Source organism: Asticcacaulis taihuensis (assembly GCF_900100255.1).
Classification (GTDB): Bacteria; Pseudomonadota; Alphaproteobacteria; order Caulobacterales; family Caulobacteraceae; genus Asticcacaulis; species Asticcacaulis taihuensis.
The window spans coordinates 291,303-317,388 of record NZ_FMTS01000003.1 but is presented as its reverse complement, the minus strand read 5'-3'; the positions used below and the strand labels follow the sequence as shown (position 1 = coordinate 317,388).

27 protein-coding genes are annotated in these 26,086 nt (G+C 58.5%); 11 read left to right on the top strand and 16 right to left on the bottom strand.

Translation table 11 applies throughout. The features are described from left to right. Positions 1-192 precede the first annotated feature (192 nt). Together BLO49_RS10420 and BLO49_RS10415 are read right to left on the bottom strand one after the other, a co-directional pair. On the bottom strand, positions 193-1,566 hold the full coding sequence (locus BLO49_RS10420; protein WP_090648010.1) for a PleD family two-component system response regulator: 1,374 nt from the start codon (positions 1,564-1,566) through the stop codon (positions 193-195). Between the two features lie 9 nt (positions 1,567-1,575). Beyond that, the gene (locus BLO49_RS10415; RefSeq protein ID WP_090648316.1) at positions 1,576-1,944 is read right to left on the bottom strand and encodes a response regulator; all 369 of its coding nucleotides are present in this window, start codon (positions 1,942-1,944) and stop codon (positions 1,576-1,578) included. 246 nt (positions 1,945-2,190) lie between these two features. Between BLO49_RS10415 and BLO49_RS10410 the strand changes: the two genes are divergently transcribed. From BLO49_RS10410 to BLO49_RS10400, 3 genes are read left to right on the top strand one after another with little or no spacing between them, the layout of a single operon-like run. Beyond that, on the top strand, positions 2,191-2,661 hold the full coding sequence (locus BLO49_RS10410; protein ID WP_090648008.1) for a RidA family protein: 471 nt from the start codon (positions 2,191-2,193) through the stop codon (positions 2,659-2,661). Between the two features lie 45 nt (positions 2,662-2,706). Further along, positions 2,707-3,849 (top strand): GNAT family N-acetyltransferase, encoded by a 1,143-nt coding sequence (locus BLO49_RS10405; RefSeq protein WP_170828294.1) that lies wholly within the window; start codon positions 2,707-2,709, stop codon positions 3,847-3,849. Between the two features lie 31 nt (positions 3,850-3,880). Further along, the gene (locus BLO49_RS10400; protein ID WP_090648003.1) at positions 3,881-4,210 is read left to right on the top strand and encodes an Mpo1-like protein; all 330 of its coding nucleotides are present in this window, start codon (positions 3,881-3,883) and stop codon (positions 4,208-4,210) included. Positions 4,211-4,270: 60 nt separating this feature from the next. Here BLO49_RS10400 and BLO49_RS10395 read toward each other — a convergent pair whose 3' ends face one another. The 4 genes from BLO49_RS10395 to BLO49_RS10380 are packed head-to-tail and all read right to left on the bottom strand — an operon-like array spanning position 4,271 to position 7,119. Beyond that, positions 4,271-5,017: an ATP12 family protein gene (locus BLO49_RS10395; protein ID WP_090648000.1), complete on the bottom strand. Its 747-nt coding sequence runs from the start codon at positions 5,015-5,017 to the stop codon at positions 4,271-4,273. A 1-nt stretch (position 5,018) separates the two neighbouring features. Then, complete coding sequence (locus BLO49_RS10390; RefSeq protein WP_090647998.1) at positions 5,019-5,717, bottom strand: HAD-IA family hydrolase; 699 nt, start codon at positions 5,715-5,717, stop codon at positions 5,019-5,021. Further along, positions 5,714-6,718 carry an RluA family pseudouridine synthase gene (locus BLO49_RS10385; protein ID WP_090647995.1) on the bottom strand — a complete coding sequence of 335 codons (1,005 nt, stop codon included), beginning with the start codon at positions 6,716-6,718 and terminating at the stop codon, positions 5,714-5,716. The genes BLO49_RS10390 and BLO49_RS10385 overlap by 4 nt, the downstream gene beginning before the upstream one ends. Beyond that, positions 6,715-7,119: a fluoride efflux transporter FluC gene (locus BLO49_RS10380; RefSeq protein WP_090647992.1), complete on the bottom strand. Its 405-nt coding sequence runs from the start codon at positions 7,117-7,119 to the stop codon at positions 6,715-6,717. The genes BLO49_RS10385 and BLO49_RS10380 overlap by 4 nt, the downstream gene beginning before the upstream one ends. Before the next feature lie 76 nt (positions 7,120-7,195). On the opposite strand from BLO49_RS10380, the gene BLO49_RS10375 reads away from it, so the two are divergent. Together BLO49_RS10375 and BLO49_RS10370 are read left to right on the top strand one after the other, a co-directional pair. Further along, positions 7,196-7,627: an HIT family protein gene (locus BLO49_RS10375; RefSeq protein WP_090647990.1), complete on the top strand. Its 432-nt coding sequence runs from the start codon at positions 7,196-7,198 to the stop codon at positions 7,625-7,627. Further along, a complete protein-coding gene (locus tag BLO49_RS10370) occupies positions 7,627-8,253 on the top strand; it encodes a histidine phosphatase family protein (RefSeq protein WP_090647987.1) in 627 nt (208 codons plus the stop codon). The genes BLO49_RS10375 and BLO49_RS10370 overlap by 1 nt, the downstream gene beginning before the upstream one ends. 12 nt (positions 8,254-8,265) lie before the next feature. Here the strand turns inward: BLO49_RS10370 and BLO49_RS10365 are convergent, their stop codons facing one another. Further along, entirely contained in the window at positions 8,266-8,880 is a 615-nt protein-coding gene (locus BLO49_RS10365; protein WP_139159666.1) for a hypothetical protein, read from the bottom strand. 109 nt (positions 8,881-8,989) lie between these two features. Here BLO49_RS10365 and BLO49_RS10360 point away from each other — a divergent pair, with 109 nt between their 5' ends. Next, positions 8,990-10,765: a DUF4153 domain-containing protein gene (locus tag BLO49_RS10360; protein ID WP_245678977.1), complete on the top strand. Its 1,776-nt coding sequence runs from the start codon at positions 8,990-8,992 to the stop codon at positions 10,763-10,765. Here BLO49_RS10360 and BLO49_RS10355 read toward each other — a convergent pair. Continuing rightward, positions 10,762-11,757 carry an LLM class flavin-dependent oxidoreductase gene (locus BLO49_RS10355; RefSeq protein WP_090647979.1) on the bottom strand — a complete coding sequence of 332 codons (996 nt, stop codon included), beginning with the start codon at positions 11,755-11,757 and terminating at the stop codon, positions 10,762-10,764. The two genes, BLO49_RS10360 and BLO49_RS10355, sit on opposite strands and share 4 nt — an antisense overlap. A gap of 129 nt (positions 11,758-11,886) precedes the next feature. Here BLO49_RS10355 and BLO49_RS10350 point away from each other — a divergent pair, with 129 nt between their 5' ends. Then, positions 11,887-13,200, top strand: a complete 1,314-nt coding sequence (locus tag BLO49_RS10350) for a hypothetical protein (RefSeq protein WP_090647976.1) — start codon at positions 11,887-11,889, stop codon at positions 13,198-13,200. Positions 13,201-13,393: 193 nt separating this feature from the next. Here the strand turns inward: BLO49_RS10350 and clpA are convergent, their stop codons facing one another. From clpA to BLO49_RS10335, 3 genes are all read right to left on the bottom strand, one after another. Beyond that, the gene (clpA, locus tag BLO49_RS10345; RefSeq protein WP_090647974.1) at positions 13,394-15,706 is read right to left on the bottom strand and encodes an ATP-dependent Clp protease ATP-binding subunit ClpA; all 2,313 of its coding nucleotides are present in this window, start codon (positions 15,704-15,706) and stop codon (positions 13,394-13,396) included. Positions 15,707-15,880: 174 nt separating this feature from the next. Next, positions 15,881-16,210 carry an ATP-dependent Clp protease adapter ClpS gene (gene clpS / locus BLO49_RS10340; RefSeq protein WP_090648314.1) on the bottom strand — a complete coding sequence of 110 codons (330 nt, stop codon included), beginning with the start codon at positions 16,208-16,210 and terminating at the stop codon, positions 15,881-15,883. A gap of 275 nt (positions 16,211-16,485) precedes the next feature. Continuing rightward, positions 16,486-16,923: a phasin family protein gene (locus BLO49_RS10335; RefSeq protein ID WP_090647971.1), complete on the bottom strand. Its 438-nt coding sequence runs from the start codon at positions 16,921-16,923 to the stop codon at positions 16,486-16,488. A 552-nt stretch (positions 16,924-17,475) separates the two neighbouring features. Here BLO49_RS10335 and BLO49_RS10330 point away from each other — a divergent pair. Beyond that, the gene (locus BLO49_RS10330) at positions 17,476-18,888 is read left to right on the top strand and encodes an SPOR domain-containing protein (protein ID WP_245678976.1); all 1,413 of its coding nucleotides are present in this window, start codon (positions 17,476-17,478) and stop codon (positions 18,886-18,888) included. Between the two features lie 165 nt (positions 18,889-19,053). On the opposite strand, the gene BLO49_RS10325 is transcribed toward BLO49_RS10330, so the two are convergent. Together BLO49_RS10325 and BLO49_RS10320 are read right to left on the bottom strand one after the other, a co-directional pair. Next, positions 19,054-19,512: a J domain-containing protein gene (locus BLO49_RS10325; RefSeq protein ID WP_090647966.1), complete on the bottom strand. Its 459-nt coding sequence runs from the start codon at positions 19,510-19,512 to the stop codon at positions 19,054-19,056. Continuing rightward, positions 19,509-20,360, bottom strand: a complete 852-nt coding sequence (locus BLO49_RS10320; RefSeq protein WP_090648311.1) for a division plane positioning ATPase MipZ — start codon at positions 20,358-20,360, stop codon at positions 19,509-19,511. Before BLO49_RS10320 ends, BLO49_RS10325 begins: the two co-directional genes overlap by 4 nt. Positions 20,361-20,520: 160 nt before the next feature. Here BLO49_RS10320 and map point away from each other — a divergent pair, with 160 nt between their 5' ends. Genes map through radC form a run of 3 tightly spaced genes read left to right on the top strand, consistent with a single transcriptional unit; the run spans position 20,521 to position 22,269 of the window. Further along, positions 20,521-21,339: a type I methionyl aminopeptidase gene (gene map, locus BLO49_RS10315; RefSeq protein ID WP_090647964.1), complete on the top strand. Its 819-nt coding sequence runs from the start codon at positions 20,521-20,523 to the stop codon at positions 21,337-21,339. Positions 21,340-21,358: 19 nt separating this feature from the next. Continuing rightward, the gene (locus tag BLO49_RS18415; protein ID WP_170828293.1) at positions 21,359-21,526 is read left to right on the top strand and encodes a hypothetical protein; all 168 of its coding nucleotides are present in this window, start codon (positions 21,359-21,361) and stop codon (positions 21,524-21,526) included. After that, positions 21,526-22,269, top strand: coding sequence for a RadC family protein (gene radC / locus BLO49_RS10310; protein WP_090647961.1), 744 nt, complete (start codon positions 21,526-21,528; stop codon positions 22,267-22,269). Before BLO49_RS18415 ends, radC begins: the two co-directional genes overlap by 1 nt. Here radC and BLO49_RS10305 read toward each other — a convergent pair. The 3 genes from BLO49_RS10305 to galA all read right to left on the bottom strand — a co-directional run bounded on the left by BLO49_RS10305 (position 22,266) and on the right by galA (position 26,069). Continuing rightward, positions 22,266-22,529, bottom strand: a complete 264-nt coding sequence (locus tag BLO49_RS10305; RefSeq protein ID WP_090647958.1) for a hypothetical protein — start codon at positions 22,527-22,529, stop codon at positions 22,266-22,268. The two genes, radC and BLO49_RS10305, sit on opposite strands and share 4 nt — an antisense overlap. A 166-nt stretch (positions 22,530-22,695) precedes the next feature. After that, positions 22,696-23,139: a hypothetical protein gene (locus tag BLO49_RS10300; RefSeq protein ID WP_090647956.1), complete on the bottom strand. Its 444-nt coding sequence runs from the start codon at positions 23,137-23,139 to the stop codon at positions 22,696-22,698. A gap of 65 nt (positions 23,140-23,204) precedes the next feature. Further along, positions 23,205-26,069, bottom strand: coding sequence for a beta-galactosidase GalA (gene galA, locus BLO49_RS10295; protein WP_090647953.1), 2,865 nt, complete (start codon positions 26,067-26,069; stop codon positions 23,205-23,207). Positions 26,070-26,086 lie beyond the last annotated feature (17 nt).

The following is a 26,086-nucleotide window of genomic DNA, read 5'->3' as shown; positions in this document are numbered from 1 at the left end:
CTTTTTTGCGTCTGGGGTTTGAGAATTGCAGTCCAATTGCCAAACTTAAGTGTTGTAGCTACACTAGCCTCGACGGGGGGAAGGACACCCCACAAGGGGCACCAGAGGGTAATGCTGACCGCGCCCAGGGTCTTGGGCACCGTCTGCGTAATAGTCAGGCGCAGACCTTAGCCCCGTCACTATCTCTAAAAGTTAAGCCGCTGCCCTGACAATCACGCGGTTACGGCCGGACTGCTTGGCCTCGTAGACCCCCTCATCCGCCCGCTTGAGCAGGCTTTCGGGCGAATCCCCCACGCCGCGCGAGGTGGCGACGCCGACTGATACCGTGACATCAAGCAGGTGGCCATCCGCCAGAGCAAACGGCGTATCGGCCACCTGCGAGCGGACGCGTTCAGCGATATGCAGGGCATCGGCCTGGTCCGTGCCCGGCATCAGCACAACAAATTCCTCGCCACCAAACCGGCACGGCATATCGATAGCGCGGACATTGAGGCTGAGACGGCGGGCGAATTCGCGGATCACCTCATCGCCGGCATCATGGCCATAGGTGTCGTTGACGCGCTTGAAGTGGTCGATATCGAGCATCAGCACCGACACCACGTCCTCGGCCGCGCCGCGATTATGGCGCGCCATGGCGAGGTTGAGATGGTGATCGAGGAAACGGCGGTTGTTGAGGTGGGTGAGCGGATCGGTGATCGCCAGTTCCAGCGAGCGATCCAGCGTATTGCGCAGGAAATCACCATAGCGCTTGCGTTTGATCTGAGTGCGGGCGCGGGCGCGCAGTTCCAACATATCGACCGGGCGCGGCACCACGTCATTAACGCCCAGTTCCAGCGCCTTGAGCATGACTTTTCGCTCATCGGCATTGATGATGGCCAACACTGGCCGCTGGCGCGTGGCCTCATGGGTGCGCAGGTGCGCCACCCAGCGCAGGGCATCGAACGCCTTGGCCGTCAGGTTGAGGACAACGAGATCGACGCGGCCGGCCGCAATCTTCAGCGCCTTTTCGGGATCGGTTTCGTAGGCGCAGCGGTGGTCTTCGCCCAGTTGCATCATCAGGCGCTCGGCCTGACGCGCATTGTCATCGAGGATCAGCACATTGCCGGTGGCCGAAATCTGCCGGTCATACACCGCCTGATCGGTCAGGCCGGCACGGCGTGAGGACGATTCCCGCGCGCGCAGGTCATCGACCATCTGTTTCAGGCGCACCAGGGCCCGCAAACGCGCCATCAGCACCACGTCATCGACCGGCTTGGTCAGGAAATCGTCCGCCCCCGCCTCAAGCCCGGACAGGCGATCCTCGCGGCCATCGAGCGCCGTGATCAGGATGATGGGGATATGGCGGGTTTCAGCATGTTCTTTAAGCTGGCGGCAGACCTCATAGCCGTCGATTTCCGGCATCATGACATCGAGCAGGATGATATCCGGCTGGTCTTCGATCGCCATTTCAATGGCGATGCGGCCGTTGGGCGCCGTCAGGGTCTCGTAATACTCGGCCTCCAGCTTGGCCTGGAGCAGACGCACATTGGCGGCGATATCGTCAACGATCAGAACGCGGGCGGTCATCGGCGCCCCCTAGCCCAGGTAACGGCGAACCGTATCAAGGAAATGGGTGACGGAAATCGGCTTGGAAATATAGGCTTCGCAACCGCCTTCACGGATGCGTTCCTCGTCGCCCTTCATGGCGAAGGCGGTCACCGCCACTACCGGAATATGCGACAGCTCGTCGTCTTCCTTCAGCCATTTGGTGACTTCCAGACCGGAAATTTCCGGCAACTGGATATCCATCAGAATCAGGTCCGGGCGATGCTGGCGGGCAAGCGTAAGCGCGGACAGGCCCTCGCCCGTCTGGAAGGTTTCGTAGCCCTGCGCGTCGAGCAGGTCGTGAAACAGTTTCATGTTGAGTTCGTTGTCCTCAACGATGAGAACTTTCTTTTGATTCATACCCAAACCTTCAAACATGTCAGCTCTCTGACCCCGTACCCATCACGTATTCCCGCCGAATCGGTCGCTGTGCGTGCCCGGCTTTTGCTAGCGTCAACCTACACGGACTCTCTTAAGCTCCGGTGAAGGGGAAGGTAACAAAAGGTAAAGATGGGGGTGGCCGAAGCGATTGCAAATCGGCTATAACGGTGGCCAGCCAGTGCCACCATCAGGCGCAAACCCGTTATAATTTCAGGATTTTCCCTCATGTCGAAATGTGAAGACCGTCTGCGCGCTTTAGGGCTTACCCTGCCCGTCCCCACCGCGCCCGTCGCCAACTACGTGCCGTTCGTCCGCACCGGGAATCACGTCCACATCTCCGGCCAGCTCTCCAATGACGCCAATGGCGGCATCAAGGGCACGGTCGGCGTCGATGTGACGGTGGAACAGGGCGTGGAAGCGGCCCGCCTGTGCGCCATCAACCTCCTGGCCCAGATGAAGGCGGCCGCCGGCGGCGACCTCGACAATGTCGTGCGGGTGATCAAGCTCAATGCCTTCGTCCAGGCCGGGCCGGAATTCTACAATATCCCGCAGGTCATCAATGGCTGTTCCGACCTGATGGTGGCGGCGCTTGGTGACGCCGGCAAGCACGCCCGCTCGGCGGTCGGCATGTACAAGATTCCGCTCGGCTTCGCCGTCGAGATCGACGCCTTTATCGAGGTGATGGACCGCCGTTAGGTTGCGCGTGATGGCTATTTTACAAGGGATGCCCATATAGCCGTCATGACCGCCCTCACGCTTAAAGTTCACAACCGTATCGCAGAGATCGGCGAAAGTGCATGGAATGCTTTAAGGGACGACGATAACCCTTTCACATCCTTCGCTTATCTCGAAGCGCTTGAGATCACGGGCTGTGTAAATCAGGCCAGCGGGTGGCAGCCGGTACATTTAAGCCTGAGCGACGACACCGGCGTCATCCAGGGCGTGATGCCGCTCTATGTCAAATACCATTCGATGGGCGAATATGTCTTCGACCAGTCCTGGGCGCAGGCCTATGAACAGGCCGGTGGCAGCTATTATCCCAAATTGCAGGCCGCCATTCCCTTCACGCCGGTGACGGGCGCCCGCCTGCTCTCGCCCGATCCACAGGTGCGGCAGGCCCTGGCGCAGGCGGCGATTTCGCTGTGCGACAGTAACAAGCTGTCCTCGCTGCATATCACATTCCCGCGCGAGGACGAATGGCAGTTGATGGGCGAGATGGGCCTGCTGCAACGTCGGGACCAGCAATTCTGGTGGGACAATGCGGGCTATAAATCCTTCGATGACTTCCTGGCCGCCCTATCCTCCAATCGTCGCAAGGTCATCCGGCGTGAGCGGCGTGACGTGCAGTCAATTGTTGATCTGAAATGGATCGTCGGCGCTGAGATTACCGAGGCTCATCTCGACCAGCTCTACGGCTTTATCGAGAATACCTATGACCGCAAATGGGGTACCGGCCGCCCCTATCTGACGCGGGCGTTCTTCAGCCGTATCCGCGAGACCATGCGGGACCAGATGGCGCTGGTCTTTGCCTATGAAGGCTCTGAAGCCGTGGCGGGAGCGATCAACTTTATCGGCGGGGATACGCTCTATGGCCGGCAATGGGGCGCGCTGGTCGATGTGCCCTTCCTGCATTTCGAGGTCTGTTACTATCAGGCCATCGATTTCGCCATTGCGCGGGGGCTGAAGCGCGTCGAGGCCGGCACGCAAGGCGAACACAAGTTGTCGCGCGGTTACCTGCCCAACCCGGTCTATTCGGCGCACTATATCCGCGACAAGCGCCTGCGCGCGCCGGTGGAAGCCTATTTGGTGCGTGAACGCGAGGCCGTAGCGGAACAAATGCTGTTTCTGGTGGAAGAGGCTTCGCCGTTCAAGAAAGGTGGCTGATGTGCTATTATGCGTCAAAGGAACGAAACCAATGGCCGAGCGTTACAAAACCTATTCCGCCTTCTTCGACTTTTACCTGAGCGAGCACAGCAAGCCGGCGACACGCGCCGTGCATTATCTCGGCTCGACCTTCGGCATCCTCGCCCTGATCCTGACGATTGCCACGCGCAATCCGCTATGGATTCCGGCCGGACTGGTGGCGGGCTACGCTTCCGCCTGGATCGGGCATTTCTTTATCGAGCACAATCGTCCGGCCACCTTCAAATATCCGCTGTGGTCCTTCGCTGGCGATTACCACATGTTCTTTCTGTGGCTGACGGGCCAGTTGGATAAAAAGCGAAAACAGGCCGGATTGATCTGAAGAGCCCCCTCCGTCGCGGACAAGCCGCGCCACCTCCCCCTGCTTCGCAGGGGAGGAGAATTAGACCAGTGCCCTGAACCAGATATCGAGGCTTTGGGCCTGCGCCTTCATACCAGCGGCGCGTTTGGCGGCTTCGGCATCGGCGCCCCAGGTCTCCGACTGAAAATCCTCGCCGATGCGTGAGGATTGATACGCCGCATCGCCGGTCAGATGTCCGCGCCACAGGGCAATGGCCAGCACCACCGAACCCAGCAGTGGTATGGCCAGCATGATCCCTGCCTGCTCGTAAGACGTGGCATTGGCGATCAATGATTGAATCCGCCGGATGGTTTCCTTCGGCTGAGGCTGGTGGATGATGCTCTGGTTCTGGTGGAACTGGAGATCGAGCGCCGCATCGGCCCAGACCAGCACCGGCATCCAGGCTTCAGCTTCGCGCGCCTGCAAGGCGGCCGGATATTCAGACGGATAGCACAACAGGTCGGTTTCGGAATAGCGCGTCACCTCGGCCAGGGTCTCGTCCAGCACCTCGCCCATGCGGTCGACGCTGGCAAAGCCCAGGCGAGTCAGCGGCATGGCTTCGTAATCGACGTATTCGCCCACCGACGCCCACTCGGCCTCTACCAGCGATGCCAGGGCGGCATTGGGCAGGACCATGACATTGCCCTTGGGCGTCTTGACCGGCCGGCCATCGAGGGTGACGGCGAACCCATCCTTAACTTCAGAGGTGGCTGTGCCACCCCAGAAACGTTTGGGGCGGAAGCCCAGGCTGTCGGATTTCTTGTCGGGCGCTTCAGCTTTGTAGGTCATATCAGTAACTTGCGCGTTTTGCTTCAGGCAGAACTTCCGGATTGAAGTCATTCAGCAGCGCCTTCAGCTCGGTAAAATCATGGACAATATCGTGGGCGCCGGCCAGTTGCAGTTCCTCGACCGTATGGAAGCCCCAGGAAACGCCGACCGCCCGGACGCAGGCGCTGCGGGCCATCTTCATATCATGGCTGGCGTCGCCGATCATCACCGCTTCGTGCGTCGCTACGCCGAGGGCATCGAGATTGCGCTGAAGCATATGCGGGTGCGGCTTGGAAGGGCCGTCATCGGCGCAGAAGGTGACATCGAACAGATCGTCCCAGCCGTGCTTGGCCACGGTCCGGGTGACACCGCGGCGCGAATTGCCGGTGGCCATGCCGATCAGCCAGCCCTCGGCCTTCAGCGCGCGCAGGGTCTCCTCGGCGTCGAGATAGAGGTCTTCGCTGAAATCCGGATCGGCGTGGAAGCGCAGGAATGCCTGCTGGAATTCATGCGTATAGGCGGCGATGGTTTCGTTATCGAGATCGGGACGCATCATCGCCAGGGCGTCGAACAGCGACACACCGACAATGGCGCGCACTTGGTCATAGGTCGGCGGATCAATATTGCTCGCATGGGCAGCCTCGACCGCTGCCCGGAAGATGCTTGAGCGGCTATCGATCAATGTGCCGTCAACATCGAATACGGCGAGACGCAAGCTCATCTTTTCTTCTTTTTCTGCTTGGCAAACGGATCGGTCTCGGCCTCGTGCTCATCGAAGCCGAAGCGGTCGAAACCGGCCTGGATGACCGGATCGAGCGGCGCCTCGACGATCAGCGTACCATTGGTCGGGTGCGGCAGCTCGATACGACGGTGATGCAGTTGCAGTTGCAGGCCGGCCGACAGCGACTGGCTCTCCTCGCTTCCGTATTTCGGATCGCCGAGGATCGAATGGCCGATGGCCTGCATATGGGCGCGCAACTGGTGGGTACGGCCGGTATGCGGACGCAGGGCCATCCAGGCGACGCGCGGACCGGCGCGGGAAATGGTGACATATTCCGTCTCGGCCACCTCAGCGCCCGGCTCGTTCGGTTCGGCCGGCTGAACGATCTCGCGGTCATGAAAGCCCTTCTTGACCAGCGGCGTATCGATATAGCCATCTTCCGGCTTGGGATTGCCGACGACCAGCGCCCAGTAGGTCTTGTTGGCACGGCGCTTCGCGAAGGCACCGGACAGGCGCGCAGCGGCCTGCGGGCTCTTGCCCAGCAGCAACACGCCGGAGGTATCGCGGTCGAGGCGGTGGACCAGGCGCGGACGTTCCAGCCCCTCGCCCCAGGCCGACAGCAGGCGGTCGATATGGTTCTTAGTCTTGGTGCCGCCCTGCACGGCCAGGCCAGAGGGCTTGTTGAGGGCAATGACGTCCTCATCTTCATAGAGCACCAGCGAATGAGCGAAGCGGATTTCCTGTGGCGACAGCATGGCGCGCTCGCGCTTTTGCTGGTCGACATCGGGCGCCTCCGGCAGCGGCGGGACGCGGATGGTCTGGCCGGTGGCGAGGCGCGTATCGGCCTTCACCCGACCGCCATCGACGCGCACCTGGCCGGAACGCAGCAGCTTGTTGAGCTGTACATGGTTGATATGCGGCCACCGGCGTTTGAAGAAGCGGTCGACGCGGATGCCGTCCTCGCCATCGGTAATGTAGAGGGTCTTGACGTCTTTACTCATGAGAACTTCCGTATCAGGAACAGGCCGGCCATCACGGCGGCGATGGACAGGATGACCGACAGCGAGACATAGCTCGCGGCCAGGCCATAGGCGCGGCGCTCCAGCATCTGTACCGTTTCCAGCGAAAACGAGGAGAAGGTGGTGAAGCCGCCAAGAACGCCGACACCCAGCAGCAGGCGGGCGCGTTCGGTATCGAACATGCCCTTGAGCGGTCCCAGCAAAAGCCCCATCAGGAGCCCCATCAGCAGGCCGCCGATGATATTGGCCAGAAACGTACTGACCGGCCACTGGTTGAGCGGCCAGCCCTCACCGGTCCACCAACCGGCGGAGGCGCGACCCAGCAGATAACGGCAGGCCGCCCCAAAGGCACCGCCCAGCATGACGAGAACGATATTCAACATGGTTGGGGTATTACCCCTCTTCACCTTGTTATCATAGTCCTTTAAGCTCGGAATCGGTACAAATCACAGGTCAGCCATGAGCCTCCAGATGCAATACGATCCGAAAAACATCTTCGCCAAGATCCTGAGCGGCGAAATCCCATCGGCCAAGGTCTATGAGGATGCGCGGATTTTGAGCTTTATGGACGCCTTCCCGCAATCGAAGGGGCATACCCTGGTCATTCCCAAGGTGAAGGCGTGCAACCTGTTCGATATAGCACCGGATGATCTGCAAAACCTGATTGCCCACACTCAGAAGATCGGCCGCGCCGTCCGTGATGCCCTGGCGCCCGATGGCATCCGCCTGATGCAGTTCAACGGCGAGCCAGCGGGCCAGACGGTTTTCCATATCCACTTCCATATCATGCCCGTCTGGGCAGACAGCCCGCCGCGGCGTCATGGCAGCGGCGAAATGGCAGATTTCAACGAATTGAATGACCTGGCCGCCCAGATTAAAGCAAAACTGTAATGACCTTCTACGTCCTTCGCCATGGCCAGACCGACTGGAACGTGCAGATGCGCCTCCAGGGCTCGACCGATATCCCACTGAACGAAACCGGCCGGGCGCAGGCCAATGTGGCGGCACGGATACTGGCCGGTGAAGGTATAACGAAAATCATCGCAAGCCCTCTCTCCCGTGCTCTGGAAACGGCGCGGATCGTCGGTGCATCCGCAGGTATTGAACCGGTGATAGATGACCGGCTGATCGAGCGTAATTTCGGTCTGTTCGAGGGCATGACCATCGATGAGGTCCACCAGCAGCGCGAAGACATGCGCGAACACATGAACCCGCAGGCCGATGTCGACGGCAAGCACTATCCGTGGGATGCCGAGCCCTTGCCGGAGGTGATCGGCCGCGTCTATGCCTGTATCAACGAATACCGGGCGGCTGGCGGCAAGTGCCTGTTCGTCTTCCACGGCATTCCCTTCCGCGCCGTGACGCGCAAGTTCCTGAACGACATGTATTCCAGCCCGAATGCCGCGCCGGTGCGCTTCGAAGCGGACGGCGACAACTGGCGGATGGTGCCGCTCGATCCGGACAACGCGCCGATTCAGCAGATTTACAACGCCCAGACCACCATGGGCAGGATATAGCGACTCAGTGGTTTAGGCTGCGCATTGCAAATAAGCAGTTAGTGTTGTTTCCCACGCTTTGCTGGCATTGAAAGACTCAACCAATGGTGCCGGAGGGGCAGGTGAAAACGCGTTCATGCCATGTTGAATCATATATCCGGGATAATAGGTCGGAGCACCTACATGTTGGATATGTGCGCAAATCTCTGCATGCTGTTTTTCATCCCCCTCTGCAAAACGGCTGATGTTTTCGCTCCATGCCAATTTCTTCGCCTCATCGATATTCGCAAGAGATTCAATGACAAGAACCGTCGAAGCTTCGTGTGCCGTCTGATCAGTTACGCGCAGAGTATCAAACTTTGCATAGGCACCTGCCAACATGAAAAGCTGTGTCGCATCGTCATAACGTTCTTTCGAAACGCAATCGGCAAACGCAGGATATATGTCCGCAGGCGTATAGTCCGTCTTCATATCGCTTAAACTCATGCAAGCAAGCTTATGCGTAATCGCCAGGTTACCTTTGGCTTCATAATTTACGCTTACGCCGCCAGACTGGGCATATGAGCACAAAGGCGAAAAAGCAGTCGCCAATGCGACTATGAAACCAACATTACAACTGCGGACGATCTTCAATTTAATATTAGTCATACATTTCCCCAAACCGACTGGTACAATCTATAAACAGTAAGACCAATCGAGGCAACCCGTTATAGCTGCAATATGTTACAGGAGGGAGGCTTTCCCTTCGCTATATAGTTTGCGACCATGGTTTATGTTATCTTCAAAAGAAAACGGGGGAAATGCGATGAACACTCAATCATTGAAAGCCAATGAAACCCTGATTATCCGTCTGGCGGTCGGGCTGATTTTCGGCTTGGGCATTGCCTGGCTGATCAAGAGTTTCGATGCCCTCGAAGGCAAACAAATCCCGCTGTGGGCGCAGGTCCTGACCAGCACATTGATCTTGGGCGCCTTTATCATCTGGGCTGGCGCCGGCGCCATGAAGCGGCTCAGCCTCGCTATCTGGAGCGTGATTGCGCTGGGCCTGATCGCCCTGATCGCCTGGAACCGCGCCGCCCATAGCCTCGATGCCAACTTCAATCCGTTCTTTCTCAACCTGTCCTTCCTGATCTATCCGTTCCTGTTCATCAGCCACGAACTGGTCTCCAGCGCCGACCAGGCCGGAAAACCGATCGCGCCCTACGCCCTCTATTTCGACGAAGCGTGGAAGCGCGGTGTGCAACTGGTCTTGAGCGGTCTCTTCACGATCCTGTTCTGGGCCATTCTGTTTCTCGGTGCGGGCCTGCTCGGCTTTATCGGCTTCCACTGGTTCAAGGATTTGCTGATGAACGCCTATTTTGCGTGGCCGGTGACGGGTTTGGCCATCGCCGCCTCGGTCAATCTCGGCGATGTCCAGCCGAAGCTGATGCATAATTTCCGCGCCCTGGTGCTGGGCGTGCTGTCATGGCTGCTGCCGGTGATCACCGTGATCGGGCTTTTGTTCGCCGTCTCGTTATGTTTCAGCGGACTGGAACCGTTATGGAAGACCAAGGCCGCGACGGCTTCCCTGCTGGCGGGTTGCGTGGCGCTGGTCCTGCTGGTCAATGCGGCTTATCAGCAGGGCAATGAAGAGCGGTCGGTGCATATCGTGCTGCGCTGGTCTGCGCTCATCGCTTGCGGGTTGTTGCTGGTTTTCGCCGGATTGGCAGCCTGGTCGCTGTGGCTGCGGATCGACCAGTATGGCCTGACACCGGAACGCACCCTGGCGCTGGTTGGAGTCACCATCGCAATGCTTTACGGCGTGGGATATGCTGTGGCGGCCGTTATGCCGAAAGACTGGCTGGCCTTGCTGGCGCCAGTCAATATTGCTTTGGCCTTTGTCGTGGCGCTGATCTGTTTATGCGTCCTGACACCGATTGCCGATCCTTACCGCCTCAGCGCATCCTCACAGGCCGCACGTGTCGATAGTGGAAAAGTAACACCTGATAAATTCGACTGGCGCGTGCTGCGCTTCGAGACCGGCACCTACGGGTTGGAAGAACTGAAGCGTCTGAGCATGAGCGGCAATACCACTGTCAAAAATGCAGCCGCCAAAGCCCTCGCACTCAAGGACACGGATCGTTATTCCCCTCTTGAAGGCGACATTCTGGAAACTCGCACACCCGATCCCAAACAGTTCATCGTCAGTTACCCAAAGGGCACAACACCACCCGCCGATTTTCTAACACAATCTTTTTCCGATAATGAAAGACTTCCTGACTGCGCTTCCAGTGGCATTAAATGTTACTCAGCATTGATTGACTTAAACCATGACGGTGTTGATGAATTCGCACTTCTCGAAAACCGTCATATTACTATTTATATTAGGGAGAACCGGTGGCGTTTATTGGCGGAAAGATATGTGTCCGATGAAACCGCCGCTGCATTCAAAATTGGCCAGATTGGGGTGGCCAGACCGTCTTTTGACAACTTGACTATTGGCAACACGTATCGCGGAGAAATTGGCGACATTCGAGCGAAGGGCTCAGACTAAGCCTTTCGCATCATCGGCAGGCCGGCGAAAAGCTCGACCGATTTCAGGCGAGCAGCGATATCGTGGATCGGCATGGAGATGATCAGTTCATCCGCCTGCGTCTGCTCCAGGAAGCTGCCCAGACGCTTCTCGATCGTGGCCAGTGAGCCGACCATGGCATAGCGCAGCATATGGTCGATCATGGCCGCTTCTTCCGGCTTGAGATCGGCCACGGCGTCATAGCTGGGGCGCGGGAATGGCACACGCACATTGCGGCGCAGGTTGGCGAAGGACTGCTGCATCGAGGTATAGAGATATTCCGCCTCGGCATCGCTATCCGCCGCCACGCCCATCACGCCGACCATGGTGTGCGGCTTGTTGAGCACCGCCGATGGCCGGAAATGCTGGCGATAGAGCTGGAGCGCATCGAACAGCAGCTCCGGCGCGAAGTGCGAGGCGAAGGCATAGGGTAGGCCCAGTTGCGCCGCCAGTTGCGCGCTGTAGAGGGAGGAACCGAGCAGCCAGATCGGCACATGGCTATTGGCGCCCGGAACGGCCAGAATGCGCTGGCCTTCCTCCGGTTCGCCAAGAAGATGCTGCAACTCTAAGATATCGTTTGGAAAACTCTCGACACCGGCATCCATGTTCCGGCGCAAGGCGCGCGCCGTCATCATGTCGGTGCCCGGCGCGCGGCCGATGCCGAGATCGACGCGGCCGGGATTGAGCGCTTCGAGCGTGCCGAACTGTTCGGCGATCACCAGCGGCGAATGGTTGGGCAGCATGATGCCGCCGGAGCCAATGCGGATGGTCTTGGTCGCCGCCCCAACATGGGCGATGACGATGGCGGTGGCCGCCGAAGCGATGCCGGGCATGCCGTGGTGTTCGGCCAGCCAGTAGCGATGATAGCCCTCCGCCTCCGCAGCCTGCGCCATTTTCGCCGAATTGGCCAGGGCATCGCTGATGCTGCTGCCATCGGAAATTTGCGACAGGTCAAGGATGGAAAAGGGTATCATGCGGCGCTCCTAATGCTGGAGCTTATGTAGGTGCTGCGGTTACGATTGCGAGGCTTCGGTGTGAATTAATACGCATCTGGTGTCGTAATCAGCCTGTGGTAATATACTGCAAAATCGGGGGGATATAATATGAAATGGATGCTTCGGGGACTGGCTGTAATTGTTGTCTTAAGTGTTGGCTACGGCGTTCTAGCCAACTATGTACCGAGAGCACGCATTGCGGCCATCTGCGTACCAGCAGAAGTTCTGGGAATTAATCTGCGTCTGATTCCTCTCAATCGTGCTGACTGGGGGTATCTGAAACTGCGTTCCGGAAAAGCCGGACTGGATGCCTTACAAGATCTGGAAATACACGGCGCTACAGATAAAATTCGCCAGGCTTCCGTAGCTGTTCAGGATCAATGGCTTGAAGCGGGCCATGTATCCAGAATCGGCGGCGGACATCTTTTTTGGGAGGTCATACAGAAGAAAGAAACCCAGTTTAATGAGTTGCGAATGCCGCTCGATGGCAAGACTCTGCTACAGGACTTGTTACCCGGTCAGCAAATTCCGGAAAGCTTTTGGCAGAAATGGCGTTACCGCCTTCCCTGTCTTCTGCCGCCAAAAACCTCCGCTACGGGAGAATGCGTACTGCACATGGCAGACCTGACCAGCGATAGCCAAGCTGAGATTATTGTTGACGTTCAGACCATCGGCAAATGGGAGGAATACATCAAACCGGCCGTCGGGCACAAGCTGGCTATCTTTCAATCAAAGGGCAGCGGGTGGGAAAGTATTGCGCGCTTCCGCCTCTGTCCGAACGAACAGGTAACCGCTGGAGACGGACAAATCATCTTTTCCGACCAGCCCCTGGATACGTTGTGGATAAACGGCCACGCTGTCAATTTCTTCGATAGCGATTGCATGGTTCGGGAGAATACAATTCCGTCTCCTGCTGGCAACCTTGATCAGGCGCGCACCATGGCACCGCTCCTCACACATATCGCGCGGCCGCCGTTTTCAAAGCCACTCCCTGCCCCCCTGGCAACCGCCCTCGCCGATCGCACCCTCGTCCTGCCCTGGGCGACCGAGCCCCCAATGCGTGAAACAGGGATGAAACCGGCATATCAGGGTCTGCCGCCTTGTTTTACGAGCCACAATCCGAAAGCCTGCATGGCCATGGTCGCCGACATAGATCACGACGGCAGCGACGACGTGGTGATTCTCGATCGAGAAGTGCGTAAGGATGTCAGCACCTGGCGTTTGGCTACCCTGCTGATGGTACAGCAAGGGCGCTGGACCGTAGTTGCCAATCATGCAGCCTGTGCTGAGGAAGGCCAGAAGTTTGAAGATTTAAAGGTCGAGTTCAAGCCCTCGACCTGGCGCCCTATTGAATTTGCCGGAAGGCTCTATCTGCCGGATGAAGCGAGCGACAACTGCAATCAGCACTACCCAATCCTTTAAGAAAGCAAGAAACCCCACCACCACCGCGCAAGGGACGCGGCGGCCCCCCTCCCCGAATTTGAAGGCAAAATTCAGGGAGGTATAAGAGAAAAAGCCCTCCGGTTTGCACCGAAGGGCTTTGGTTATTTAGCCGCCAGCGCATCAACACACGCCGTCAACGATCCGGGTGCAGGGGCTGTGCCCCTGCCTGCCCTTACTCAACTATCTCGGCTTTCGCCCCCGGTTTGTCGGCGCCTTTTTGCGACGGCGTGATATCGAAGGCGATCTTGCCATCGGCCAGTTTCACCAGGATATGACCACCCTTGACCAGCTTGCCGAAGAGGATTTCGTCGGCCAGCGGCTTCTTGATGTTTTCCTGAATGACGCGGGCCAGCGGACGGGCGCCATACAGTTCGTCGTAGCCGTTTTCGGCCAGCCAGGCGGCGGCCTCGTCGGTCAGTTCGATCGAGATGTGGCGGTCGGCCAGTTGCATTTCCAGTTGCAGGATGAACTTCTGGACCACCTGCGAAATCACGTCCGGCTTCAGTTGCTTGAAGGTGACGATGGCATCAAGACGGTTGCGGAATTCCGGCGTGAACAGGCGCTTGATGGCCTGCTCGTCTTCACCTGAAACCTTCTCACGGCCGAAACCGATCGAGTTCTTCTGGTTATCCGACGCGCCGGCATTGGTGGTCATGATAAGGATGACATTGCGGAAATCGACCTTCTTGCCGACCGCGTCCGTCAACTGGCCATGGTCCATGACCTGGAGCAGGATGTTGTAGATATCCGGGTGCGCCTTCTCGATTTCATCAAGCAGGACCACCGAATGCGGCTGCTGATCGACGGCATCGGTCAGGAGGCCACCCTGGTCGTGGCCGACATAGCCCGGAGGGGCGCCGATCAGACGCGAGACGGTGTGACGCTCCATATATTCCGACATGTCGAACCGCAGGAGCTCGACGCCCATGGTGGCGGCCAATTGCTTGGCCACTTCAGTCTTGCCGACGCCGGTCGGGCCGGAGAACAGGTAGCACCCCACCGGCTTTTGCGGATCGCGCAGACCGGCGCGGGCCATCTTGACGGCCGTGGACAGTTGCTCGATGGCCTCGTCCTGACCGAAAACAGTGCGGTTGAGATCGGCCTTCAGGTCACGCAGGGCCGTGGTGTCGTCACGCGAGACGGACTTCGACGGGATGCGGGCGATCTTGGAGACCACATATTCGATTTCCTTCGGACCGATCACCTTGCGGCGCTTGTTTTCCGGCAGAACCATCTGGAGCGCGCCGGCTTCATCGATCACGTCGATCGCCTTGTCCGGCAGCTTGCGGTCGGTGATGTAGCGCGCCGACAGTTCCACCGCCGTCTTGATGGCGGCGTCGGTATATTTCAGATGGTGGAAGGTCTCATAGTAGGGCTTGAGACCTTTCAGAATCTTGATGGTGTCGTCGAGCGTCGGCTCGTTGACATCGATCTTCTGGAAGCGACGCACCAGGGCGCGGTCCTTCTCGAAGTGCTGGCGGTATTCCTTGTAAGTGGTCGAGCCCATGCAGCGCAGGGTGCCGGCCGCAAGCGCCGGCTTCAGCAGGTTCGAGGCATCCATCGCCCCGCCTGAGGTAGCGCCGGCGCCGATAACGGTGTGGATTTCATCGATGAACAGGACGGCATTGGGGTGCGCTTCCAGTTCCTTGACGACCTGCTTGACGCGCTCTTCGAAATCACCGCGATAACGGGTGCCGGCCAGAAGCGTGCCCATGTCCAGGCTGTAGATGGTGGCGCCGGCCAGAACGTCCGGCACTTCGCCATCGACAATCTTCTTGGCCAGCCCTTCGGCGATGGCCGTCTTGCCGACGCCCGGATCGCCGACCAGCAGCGGGTTGTTCTTGGTGCGGCGGCACAGTATCTGAATGGCGCGCTCGACCTCGGCCGAACGCCCGATCAACGGATCGACCTTGCCGTGGCGCGACTTTTCGTTGAGATCGACGCAGTAAGCGGCGAGCGCATCCGTGGAGCCGCCCTTGCCCTTCTCTTCCGTGCCGGCATTGTCTTCTGTGGCGCCGCGCACGACGCGCGGTTCGGAAGCGCCCGGCTTCTTGGCGATACCGTGCGCGATATAGTTGACCGCGTCATAGCGCGTCATTTCCTGTTCCTGCAGGAAGAAGGCGGCGTGCGATTCGCGCTCGGAGAAGATGGCGACCAGCACATTGGCGCCGGTCACTTCATCGCGGCCGGACGACTGGACATGGATCACCGCGCGCTGGATGACGCGCTGGAAGCCGGCGGTCGGCTTGGCCTCTTCCGAATTGGGCTCGACCAGGGATTTCAGGTCGGTTTCGATATAGGCGTCAAGCGCGGTGCGCAGCTTGGGCAGATCGACGTTGCAGGCACTCATGACGGCCGCGGCATCGACATCGTCGATCAGGGCCAGCAGGAGGTGCTCAAGCGTCGCATATTCATGATGATGGGCATTGGCGTGACCGACTGCGCGATGCAGGGTCTCTTCTAATGCGCTGGAAAATGACGGCATGACGACCTCCGATAAAACTTGAAAACGCTTTACTCAACTCAAACTCTGGACCCGAATTCTTAACGCGTGGTTTAGAAAATTAACCATGCTCATTCTGGTCCCTTCAGTCTGAACCTGATCTGAATTCTCCCTTCAGAACTCAGATAAAATCCCGGCCGTCCTTAACCCCCTCCGTCAGTCCTTCTCCATCGTACACTGCAACGGGTGTTGGTGTCGGCGGGCCATATCCACGACCTGCGCCACCTTGGTTTCCGCCACCTCGTAGGTATATACGCCGCAGACCCCCACTCCGGTTTGATGGACGTGCAGCATGATCAGGGTGGCATCCTCACGCGATTTATTGAAGAATCGCTCAAGCACGTAAACGACAAACTCCATTGGCGTGTAGTCGTCGTTCAGGATCAAAACACGATAAAGTGAGGGCTTTTGCGCCTTCGGCTTGGTGTCGATCAGCAGGCCGGGCGTCTGTCCGGGGCGAGTCACCGTGCCCTTGTCGGCCGCCATGACCACCTGTTGCTGTAGGTCTGTCAAAATCCGTCTCATCTCAATACGTTCTGTGCCTTCGGTGCTTTGCGCACTCTCCGCTAATAGATATGACGGAGTCGCCTGATTGCAAGCCGCAATACGAACCACAGCACAAGATAGTCCAATTGAGCGCCTGTTAAGAGTCAAAATTTAAAAACGGCAGGCGGATTTTTTGCGGCGCCGCCAAATGAAAAAACCCCGCGCCTGATGGCACGGGGTTTTAAAAAATCATCAGACCCGAAGGCCGGATTTATTTAGCGATAGGACTGGAACTTCTCGACGGCGGCGGTCATGCGCGCATTGATCGGCTTGAAGGTGTCCTTGAACGAGGCCGACAGGGTTTCGGTCAGTTGGTTCAGTTCCGAGACATAGGCTTCCATCGAGGACTTGGCGTACTTCGATTGCAGCTCGATGACTTCCTGGATGCTCTTGGCGCCTTGCAGCGTCTTGGCGGCGGTCACGGCTTCTTCCCAGTTCTTCTTGGAGAAGGCGATGGCCTGGGCGCCAACCGTTTCCGCGCCCTTGGTAGCGGCGGTCAGGCTTTCGACGACGGCTTCAACATTGCCCTTGGCCAGGCCATTGGCTTCATTGATGCCGGCCAGGGTCTTTTCGACCGTGTCCTTGAACGCCTGGTTACCGGCGGTGGTGAACTTTTCGACAGTGGCTTTTACGGTTTCAGCAGCTTCCGACATGGGTAACTCCTTTTTTCATATGATGCGTGGGCCAATCCCCGACATCCCTGAACGCTTGAACTTGGACATCGGACCTTCTGCCCGGATGACGCTTCTATAACGCAGGTGCAGCATATGGTCAAGCTTTATGTTGCGCTGCACAAAAATGTTACAAACGGCGAAACAACATAATTCCCCCTATATGGGAGATTCTTGGCATACTCATGAACGTGTTGGTTGTCTCGCATGGTGAAAGGCGCATAACCAGCGCGAAATGCGAAGCTGACAGTCACGTTACGGTGAGCTTAAGGTTTGCTTAAGGAAAATTCACGACAGACTAAGTCTCTGACGTTATGATGTTATAGCGCTCACATTGAGAACACATTGTTTTCTTATTTTTACGTTTCTCATTTGGGCGTCCGGCGGCAATCTGAATGTGCAATCGTGTGTGTAACGAGTTGAGGATAGCTTTTGATGCGTAGGATCGGGCGGATATTTAAACGGGCTGGCGAGACATTATCAAACGGGAACAAGAGGCTGAAAGCCGCTGTTCTTACGGCTTCGGCTGTTTTCGTGATAGCCTTGCCCGCCGCTGCCCAGGACCTGACCGATAACGCCCGTTATGCCGCTATCGTCGTCGATGCCCAGTCCGGCGAGGTTTTTTATGCCCAGCGCGCCGACTCGGCCCGCTATCCCGCCTCGCTGACCAAGATCATGACCCTCTACATGGCGTTCGATGCCCTGGCGCACGGCACCCTGAAGCCGACCGACCAGATCACCATGAGCGCCCACGCCACGTCTCAGGCGCCGGTGAAGGTCTATCTCCGGCCGGGCGATACCATCGATGTCGATACCGCCATGCGTCTGATCGCCCTCTATTCGGCCAATGACCTGGCCGTGGCCCTGGCTGAAAAGATCGGCGGCGGCTCCGAGGAACGCTTCGCCGCCATGATGACGATCAAGGCGCAGGAACTCGGCATGACCCATACGCGTTTCGTCAATGCCAACGGCCTGCCCGATCCGCGCCAGATTTCCTCGGCCCGCGACCTGGCGATTTTGGCGCGCGCCGTGATGCGCGACTATCCGCAGTATTATGACTATTTCAACCTGCCCTCGCAGGAGTTCCGTGGCCGCACCTACGTCAACCACAACCCCCTGCGCAGTATGCCGGGGATCGACGGCATGAAGACCGGCTTCACCAATGCCGCCGGCTACAACCTGGTGGCTTCCGGCGTGCGCAACAATCACCGCCTGATCGCGGTCATGCTGGGCGGCTCCAACAAAACCCAGCGCCGCGAACACGTCACAGCCCTGATGAATACCGGCTTCGACGTCATTGCCCGCCGTGACCGCGGTGAGCGGATCGAGATCGCGCAGAATGAATTCACCCGCGCCATGGACGCCGAGGCCCGGATGCCGGAAGGTCCGCAACCCTACACCATACTGGCGGATAATGGCGAGATGGTGGGCGGCAACGTGCCGCTCAGCGACGCGCAACTGCGCGAAACGCTTGAGGGCAGCGAACAGGCCAATGCGTCTGATGTCGATGTTCAGCGCGCCAGTGCGACCATCAAGGCGCCGGACGTGGCTCAGACCCTTAGCGCCGCCACCAACACGGCCGCGCTGGTGAAGAAGCCGGCGACCAAGGTGGCCGCGGCCGACAAGCCGACCTCCAAATCAAAGAAAGCTGAGCTGGCGGACAAGGCCGACAAGACGGCTAAGGGTAAGAAAAAGAAAGATCCGACGGCCGTCTATGCCATCCAGATCGGCGCCTTCAAGGACAAGAGCCTGGCCAATGACTGGGCGAAGAAGATGAAAACGAAGTTCAGCAGCCATCTGGCCAGCGGCACCACCGACATCAGCAAGAACGACAATGGCTGGTATCGCACACGCTTCGTCACCCTGACCAAGGCGCAGGCTTCGGCCGCCTGCAAGGATATCTCGGCCAAGCACCTGGACTGCATGGTGATCAAGCCGGACGCGTAAATTTACGGGGTTTGGGGCCTGCGGCCCCAAGTCTTCTCTCTTTCAAAAGAAAAACCCGGCCCTTAAGGGCCGGGTTTTTCTTTTGAATAAGGCAAGGTTTGTGGGGTCACCATGGCTGGCGAAACGTCATGCGTTTCGCTGGCGCCAAACCCACGCCCCGTAAGTTTATCGCCTCCGCTTCAACAACACATCCCGTGCCGCATTCAGAGCACTGGCGCGGCTGACATCCCCGCCCTGATCCGGATGCGCGGCTTTCATCAACCGCTTCCATGCCTCCTTGATGGCCTTGCGATCCGCGCCAATGGCCAGGCCCAGCGTATTGTAAGCTCTGATCTCTTCGGAACTATAGCTGGCGGCGGCCGGTTCCTGCGACTGGCGAAAATAGGTCTGGTAGCGCACGCTGCCGCCCAGGATAAACGACACCAGAAACGCCGCCAGCCCCTGCCAGACCAGGCCGCGCAACAGCATTGTGATACCCAGCACCACCAGCCCCATGCTGATGACGCTGCGCAGAGTACGAAACTGGTTTATCCACGGCCCGGCTTTCAGGCGCCCCAGGCGCGACTGCTTCCCGACCCAGGCCAGGAACAGAAACACCGCAATGGCGCCCGCAACCCAGATCATGCGTCCGTCGTTTCCAGGTCTTCGGCGGTATGCGGCACCTCCTCGCCGGCCTCCAGACCCAGAGAGCCCATCAATGCCCGCAGTTCGGCCCGCGCGGCGATATGGGTCAGCGATACGGCTACCGGACGGATTTCCGCCGACAGGTCGGCCACGGTCAGGCCAAACGGAAACAGTTCCCGATAAATGACCCGGTCACGCAACCCGGCTAGAACCTCGAACCCAACGCGCTTGCCCAGGGCCTGCACGCGCTCATCGACCCGCTTGCGGTTGCGCGCCTCATTGGCAGCCAGGCGATTGCGCAGCACGATCCAGTCGATCGACTTGCCATCCCACACGGCGCGCTGCTTGCGCGAATTCCACACGGTTTCAGCATAGATAGACGGCCGTTTGACATCCAGCGTCACGGGATCAACCTCGCCCAGCAGGTCGAAATCGATAAAGCTGTCATTCATGGGCGTGATGATCAGGTGCGCCACGGCGTGGGCCCGGCGCGACAGGACGTGATCACCGCCCGGCGTATCGATGATGATGTAATCGGCCTGCTCAATGGCTTCATCGAGCGCGCGGTCAAAAGCCTGGCGCGCCTCGGCTTCCGGCACGGTCAGCAGAGAAGCCGGCTTGTCATGCAGGTGCGGCTCGAAGGCCATCGGCAACGCCTTTTCATTGGCCGCCGCCCACTTGGCACGATTAGAGAAGAAGCGGGCAAGCGAGCGCTGGCGCAGGTCGAGATCGATGAAAGCCACGCGCTTGCCGAGATGCAGCAGATGCACGGCCACATGCATGGCCACGGTGGACTTCCCCGCCCCGCCCTTTTCATTCCCGAACACCAGAATACGCGTATCAGACATCATTCACTCCCGCCCACCTTACTCCCCAGTGGTAACGCCTCATTTAGGCTGATCCGTGTCCTCCCGCCAGAGGCCGGTTAACGAACGGTTAAATTTTAGCGTGGGTAAGTTGTCGCATCCTCTACTGGATTTAGCGCTTCGACACGACTATATTGCCGCCATGACCACAGATTCCGACTATATGCTCCGCTCCGAAACCATCCGCATCCATACGGACGAGGATTTTGAAGGCATGAGAAAGGCCGGCCGCGTCGCCGCCGAATGCCTCGACATACTGATCCCCTATGTGGTGCCGGGGGTGAAGACCTCGTATCTCGATGACCTGGCGCGCGAGTTCATTGCCGATCATGGCGGGCTGTCGGCCTGCCTGTTCTATCGCGGCTACCAGCATACGGTCTGCATCTCGCCCAACCATGTGGTCTGCCACGGCATCCCCTCGGAAAAGACCCTGCGCGAAGGTGACATCGCCAATATCGATGTCACCTGCATTGTCGATGGCTGGCACGGCGACACCTCGCGCATGTATGAGGTAGGCCAGGTGGCGCCCAAGGCCAAACGCCTGATCGATGTGACCTACGAAGCCATGGCGCTGGGCCTGGCCCAGATCAAACCAGGCAATACCTTTGGCGATATCGCCGCGGCTATCCAGAAATACGCCGAAAGCCATCGCATGTCGGTGGTGCGCGATTTCTGTGGCCACGGCGTCGGGCGCGTCTTCCATGACAATCCCAATGTCCTGCACTTCGGCAAGGCCGGCACCGGCCCGCGTCTCGAAAAAGGCATGTTCTTCACGGTCGAGCCGATGATCAATCTCGGCCGCCCGGATGTGAAGGTGCTGAATGATGGCTGGACCGCCGTGACGCGCGACAAGATGCTGACCGCTCAGTGCGAGCATTCCTGTGGCGTAACAGAAAACGGCGTGGAGTTGTTTACCGCCTCGCCCACCGGTCAGTTCAAACCGGCGCCGGTTCTGGGTTAAAGATCAAGTCGGGGGGACAATGAAAAGAGAGGTTTTCACAACATCAAGTGGCGAAGTCTCCGTATGGTTGGATGGTGGCATTCATCTGAAAATTGAAAATGCGAACAATGATCCTGCTGAACTTTCAGAAGCGGAAGCTATTGAGCTAGCGGACATCTTATTGAAACTGGCTCAGGCGGAACTCTGATGGAAGAAGCCTCAGTTGCCTTTGATGTGAATTCAGATCCGATCCTGCCCGATCATGGCGGTCATCGTAACCGTCTTCGCCATCGCGCGCGGCTGGGGGGCGTCTCCGCTCTGCCCGATTACGAACTGCTGGAACTGTTCCTCTTCCGCTCAATCCCGCAGCGCGATGTCAAGCCGCTGGCCAAGGCGCTTCTGGCGCGCTTCGGCTCATTGCCGGCCGCGCTTTCGGCACCGCTGGAAGACATGCTCCAAGTCTCGGCGATGGATAACAAGGGCAAGGCCCTGCGCATGACCGCCGATATTGCGCTCGATCTGGCGCTGATGTTCGAGGCCACCCGCCGGATGGTGGCCGAGCCGCTGAAGCGCACCACCGTCATCTCCTCCTGGTCGGCTCTGGTCTCCTACCTCAAGGTGACGCTCGCCCACGAACCGCGCGAACAGTTCCGCATCCTGTTCCTCGACAAGAAAAACCAGTTGATCGCCGATGAAATCATGGGCCACGGCACAGTCGATCATGCGCCGGCCTATCCGCGCGAGATCATGCGCCGCGCGCTGGAGTTGTCATCGAGTTCGGTTATTTTGGTCCATAACCACCCAAGTGGCGACCCTATGCCATCGCAGGGCGATATCGATATGACCAAGCAGATTGTGGCGGCCGGCAAGCCGCTCAAGATCACTATTCATGATCACCTGATCGTCGGCCGCGAAGGCGTGGCCAGTCTGAAGCAGATAGGTGCTTTTTAGCTCAGGAACTCGCGCGGTTCAGGATAGGCGGCACCAACATCGAGATTGATCCGCAGGCCGGCTTCCCGCGCCGATTGCAGGCTGTGCAGGTTTAGGATTTTCGGCACGACGCCTTGCGAAGGCAGCGGACGGCCATCGATATCATAAAGATAATCGCCGACGATAAAGGCCGCCGGATTGCGCCGGTCCTTCTGGACCTGAAGCGGTTGCTCTACGCCTTCAACACTGACCCAGGCCGTATCATATAATCTGGTGCTCACAGTCGTCCTCATCAAATCTGGTCCGGCAAGGCAGACTTTAGCCCGGATTTGACGCGCTGGCGATAGCCAAACCACCCAAAACAGGACACAAAAAATTCACCCCGGACATGAAGGCAGCACCGAAATTACCGGCAATATACTGAATTATATAGCATTTCACACGCCATCACGTCAGATGATACTGGCCACTTAATACCGCTGAATAGGTCTCTTCGGCCGACAGACGCCCCTCGATCAGATAGTTCAGCACGCCATTTTCGATATGAAGCGTCCATCGCCCCTGCCCGCGCGGCGTGGTATTGAGCAGAATCAGGCGGTTATCGCTCCACTGCCCGCGTAACGGATGGAAAGGCGGAAAGCCCCGGTCATCGAACCAGAACCCGCACAGGTCTTCCGAATCCGGATCGGCGCAGAAAACCCCGTGGCCATCAAACCCTGAGCCATCCGGCCCGCTTTGTTCATAATCGAAAATCAGGTTTTTGCGGGCATCATCGAAGCGGAAACCCCAGCGCCCCAGGTTCGGACCGCTTTTCGTCCACGGATTGGGCCCGACGACGCTTTCCCCGGACCAGTATCCGGCGAACGGATCAAGGCTGCTGAGATCGAACATGCATTACACTCCCTAAGTATTACACCTCAGGGGTAAGGCAGGCATTCGTCAAAATGCGATGCGTTTTACGTCTTTTCTGGCCCGCCTATGCGGATCAACCCTCCGAAGCCGAACGGTTCACCCGCCTTGAGTTTGAATACGACGCTCAACCGGCGCGAACCGCCGAATGGGGGTATGGCAACCGTCATCGCTGACGGCGCCGGATCATCCTTGCGGCCTATGGCCTGGCCATCGAGATAGATGTCGCAGGTGCCTGTAATGCTGGTGAAGACGACCCTGCCGCCATTTTTCTGAATACTGGCGAACGGCGTGTAATTTGCGGCCACGAGGCTGTATCCATCGGTCTTTGCCGCACCGAAAAGCTCACCCGGCCGGAACCAGGCCCAGGAGTTCATATCGGTATCGGCGGCCCTTTGATTAGGATCAGGATGCGCCGTCGCATTCGGGGCACGGAACCAGCTATCGAGCACCATCATCGGTAACATGGTCGGCTGGCGCGGGGTTGCGGCCTTGGGGGCGTCGAGCCGAATTTCGATATTGGCCGGCTTCAAGCTTTCAGCCCTGGCCGTGAGATTGATGACGGCCGCCGCATTACCCGCCATTTCCGGCGCCTGAATGATAACCTGTGCCAGGCCATTGAACAGAGACCGTGTATCACCTTTCTCGGCTTCGAGGCAGTTGGGATCACCATTGCCAAGGCCAATGATCGCCGCCGTCCCGCCGAAGGTGACCTTGTGATTGGCGTCAGGCACCACGCGCCCTTTGGCGTCGATCGCTTCCACACGGATCGGCATGGCATCGCGGCCGTCGCCGATGAGGGTCGGGCGGTCCTTTACCAGCCGCAGGGCAACGGCCTTGCCGGTCGTTTCATTACGCACCTTGCTGACAAGCTTGCTGCCTCTATATCCGCGCACCTCAATAAAGCCCGGCGCATAATCGACCGTCCAATAGTTCATATTCAGCCGGTCAACCGCCTGTTTGCCGGCCGACTTGCCGTTGACGAACAACTCGACCTCATCGAGATTGGCGCAGGCCATGACCCGCACCTTATCGCCACTCTGCCAGTTCCAGTGCGGCACCAGCCCCAGCACCGGCCTGTCATCGATCCACTGCGCCTGATGGATGTAAAAGGCGGTCTTTTCAAACCCGCACAGGTCCATAATGCCAAAGAAGGAACTGTTGGTCGGCCAGGTGTGCGGGGTCGGTTCGCCGTGATAATCGAAACCGGTCCAGACAAAAGTGCCGGCGACGAATGGCCGCGCTGAAATTTCCTTCCAGGCGGCACGATGCGTCTCCCCCCACGGCGCAGCGTCATCATCATAGCTGGCCATGATGTGCTTGACAGCATCGGTTTTATATTCGCCGCGCGTCATGAAGGCCGAGGTATCCTCCGATGAAAACATGGGGATATCCGGGTGCGCCGCATGGAAAGCATCATACTGGTGCTGCTGGTAATTGATGCCGACGACATCAACCGCATCGGAGACATTGAGCGCGGTGAACAGGCCGTCATTCATGGCGGCGGTAACGGGGCGCGATGTATCGAGCGCTTTCACCACCGCGCTCATGCGGCGGACCATTTCATAGCCCTGCTCGGTGCCCTGCATCGGTTCCTCATTGAACACCGACCACAGGAAAACGCTGGGATGGTTGCGATCCCGGCGCACCAGCCATTCAAGTTGTTCGAGATAGTCAGTCGAGGCGTTGAAATTGCGGTTCTCGGCCATGACCAGGAAGCCGTGGCGGTCGCAGGCGTCCATCAGGGCCTTGTTCTGGGCATTGTGCGAGAAGCGGATGGCATTGGCGCCCAATTCTTTCAGTTTGCGCAGGCGGAAATCGAGCACGCCTTCCGGCACCGCGCAACCAACCCCGGCATGGTCCTGATGCAGGCACACGCCCTTTATCTTCAGCGGCTTGTCATTGAGATAAAAACCGGTTTGGGCGTCAAAGCGCTCGGTACGGAAGCCGCAGGTTGTGGTGACTTCGTCCCAAACTTCCGCGCCTTCAGTGACACGCGTCAAAACTCTATAAAGATAAGGCGTTTCAATTGACCAGAGTTCAGGATCGGAAAGGGCCGGCATGGATGCCTTGCCGACGGCATTTCCAAGCTTCGGCACAGTTAAATCTATAAAACCTTCCGAGATCTTTCTTTCTTCGGCATCCAACAATGTGCAGACAATCTGAACGGTTTTGTCCTTGGTTCCACTGTTGTTCAGCGTCACCTCAATCGGGACTTTCCACTCATCCCCCTCCTTCACGGGATGCGCAAATACGCCATCCGTCACGATATGGACCGGGTTGCGCTTGACGATCCAGGCGTCACGGTAGATGCCGCCGCCTTCATACCACCAGCCTTCCATCGCCGTGGCGTCGACACGGACCACCAGCGCATTGTCACTGTCGCCATAGGTGACGTAAGGGGTCAGGTCGATATAGGTTGAATTATAGCCGCTCCAGTTGCGCGCCACGAGCGTGCCGTTGAACCAGATAGTGGCGAAGGTGGCGATACCGTCGAGTTGCAGTTCGATATGCTTGCCACGGTCAGCGTCGGAAAACTTCAGGTGATTGCGATACCAGACAATGCCGCGCCGGCGATAACCCTGATCGACATTGGTGCCGTTCTCGATCGGCTGGAAGCTGACGAAATCGTGCGGCAGGGTGACTTCCGTCCAGTCGCTGTCGTCATAGGCCGGACTGGCGGCGCCAAGCGCACGTCCGGCCTTGGCGGCATTATAGGTCTGGTCGTGGGTAATCAGTACCGGCATGGCGATATCGCCATCGTGAAAGCGCCAGCCCTTGTCGAGCAACAGGGTTTCGCGCGGCCCCTTATCCGCGGCATCGGGCCCGTTGGTGCCTGCAATAGCGACCTGAGGCAGTAAACCCACCACCGCCAGCGCGCTGGCGCTTTTGAATAACTCCCGACGATTCATATGTCCGCTCCCGATTT

Bases quoted from the DNA above. Each gene is read 5' to 3' on its own strand.
- BLO49_RS18415 (WP_170828293.1), top strand. From the start codon at position 21,359: ATGAAAAGAGAGGTTTTCACAACATCAAGTGGCGAAGTCTCCGTATGG.
- BLO49_RS10350 (WP_090647976.1), top strand. From the start codon at position 11,887: ATGAAATGGATGCTTCGGGGACTGGCTGTAATTGTTGTCTTAAGTGTT.
- BLO49_RS10335 (WP_090647971.1), bottom strand. From the start codon at position 16,923: ATGTCGGAAGCTGCTGAAACCGTAAAAGCCACTGTCGAAAAGTTCACC.
- BLO49_RS10375 (WP_090647990.1), top strand. From the start codon at position 7,196: ATGAGCCTCCAGATGCAATACGATCCGAAAAACATCTTCGCCAAGATC.
- clpS (WP_090648314.1), bottom strand. From the start codon at position 16,210: ATGGCGGCCGACAAGGGCACGGTGACTCGCCCCGGACAGACGCCCGGC.
- radC (WP_090647961.1), top strand. From the start codon at position 21,526: ATGGAAGAAGCCTCAGTTGCCTTTGATGTGAATTCAGATCCGATCCTG.
- BLO49_RS10380 (WP_090647992.1), bottom strand. From the start codon at position 7,119: ATGTTGAATATCGTTCTCGTCATGCTGGGCGGTGCCTTTGGGGCGGCC.
- BLO49_RS10325 (WP_090647966.1), bottom strand. From the start codon at position 19,512: ATGATCTGGGTTGCGGGCGCCATTGCGGTGTTTCTGTTCCTGGCCTGG.
- BLO49_RS10365 (WP_139159666.1), bottom strand. From the start codon at position 8,880: ATGACTAATATTAAATTGAAGATCGTCCGCAGTTGTAATGTTGGTTTC.
- map (WP_090647964.1), top strand. From the start codon at position 20,521: ATGACCACAGATTCCGACTATATGCTCCGCTCCGAAACCATCCGCATC.
- BLO49_RS10300 (WP_090647956.1), bottom strand. From the start codon at position 23,139: ATGTTCGATCTCAGCAGCCTTGATCCGTTCGCCGGATACTGGTCCGGG.
- BLO49_RS10355 (WP_090647979.1), bottom strand. From the start codon at position 11,757: ATGATACCCTTTTCCATCCTTGACCTGTCGCAAATTTCCGATGGCAGC.
- BLO49_RS10390 (WP_090647998.1), bottom strand. From the start codon at position 5,717: ATGAGCTTGCGTCTCGCCGTATTCGATGTTGACGGCACATTGATCGAT.
- galA (WP_090647953.1), bottom strand. From the start codon at position 26,069: ATGAATCGTCGGGAGTTATTCAAAAGCGCCAGCGCGCTGGCGGTGGTG.
- clpA (WP_090647974.1), bottom strand. From the start codon at position 15,706: ATGCCGTCATTTTCCAGCGCATTAGAAGAGACCCTGCATCGCGCAGTC.
- BLO49_RS10385 (WP_090647995.1), bottom strand. From the start codon at position 6,718: ATGAGTAAAGACGTCAAGACCCTCTACATTACCGATGGCGAGGACGGC.
- BLO49_RS10420 (WP_090648010.1), bottom strand. From the start codon at position 1,566: ATGACCGCCCGCGTTCTGATCGTTGACGATATCGCCGCCAATGTGCGT.
- BLO49_RS10320 (WP_090648311.1), bottom strand. From the start codon at position 20,360: ATGTCTGATACGCGTATTCTGGTGTTCGGGAATGAAAAGGGCGGGGCG.
- BLO49_RS10405 (WP_170828294.1), top strand. From the start codon at position 2,707: ATGACCGCCCTCACGCTTAAAGTTCACAACCGTATCGCAGAGATCGGC.
- BLO49_RS10395 (WP_090648000.1), bottom strand. From the start codon at position 5,017: ATGACCTACAAAGCTGAAGCGCCCGACAAGAAATCCGACAGCCTGGGC.
- BLO49_RS10415 (WP_090648316.1), bottom strand. From the start codon at position 1,944: ATGAATCAAAAGAAAGTTCTCATCGTTGAGGACAACGAACTCAACATG.
- BLO49_RS10410 (WP_090648008.1), top strand. From the start codon at position 2,191: ATGTCGAAATGTGAAGACCGTCTGCGCGCTTTAGGGCTTACCCTGCCC.
- BLO49_RS10370 (WP_090647987.1), top strand. From the start codon at position 7,627: ATGACCTTCTACGTCCTTCGCCATGGCCAGACCGACTGGAACGTGCAG.
- BLO49_RS10400 (WP_090648003.1), top strand. From the start codon at position 3,881: ATGGCCGAGCGTTACAAAACCTATTCCGCCTTCTTCGACTTTTACCTG.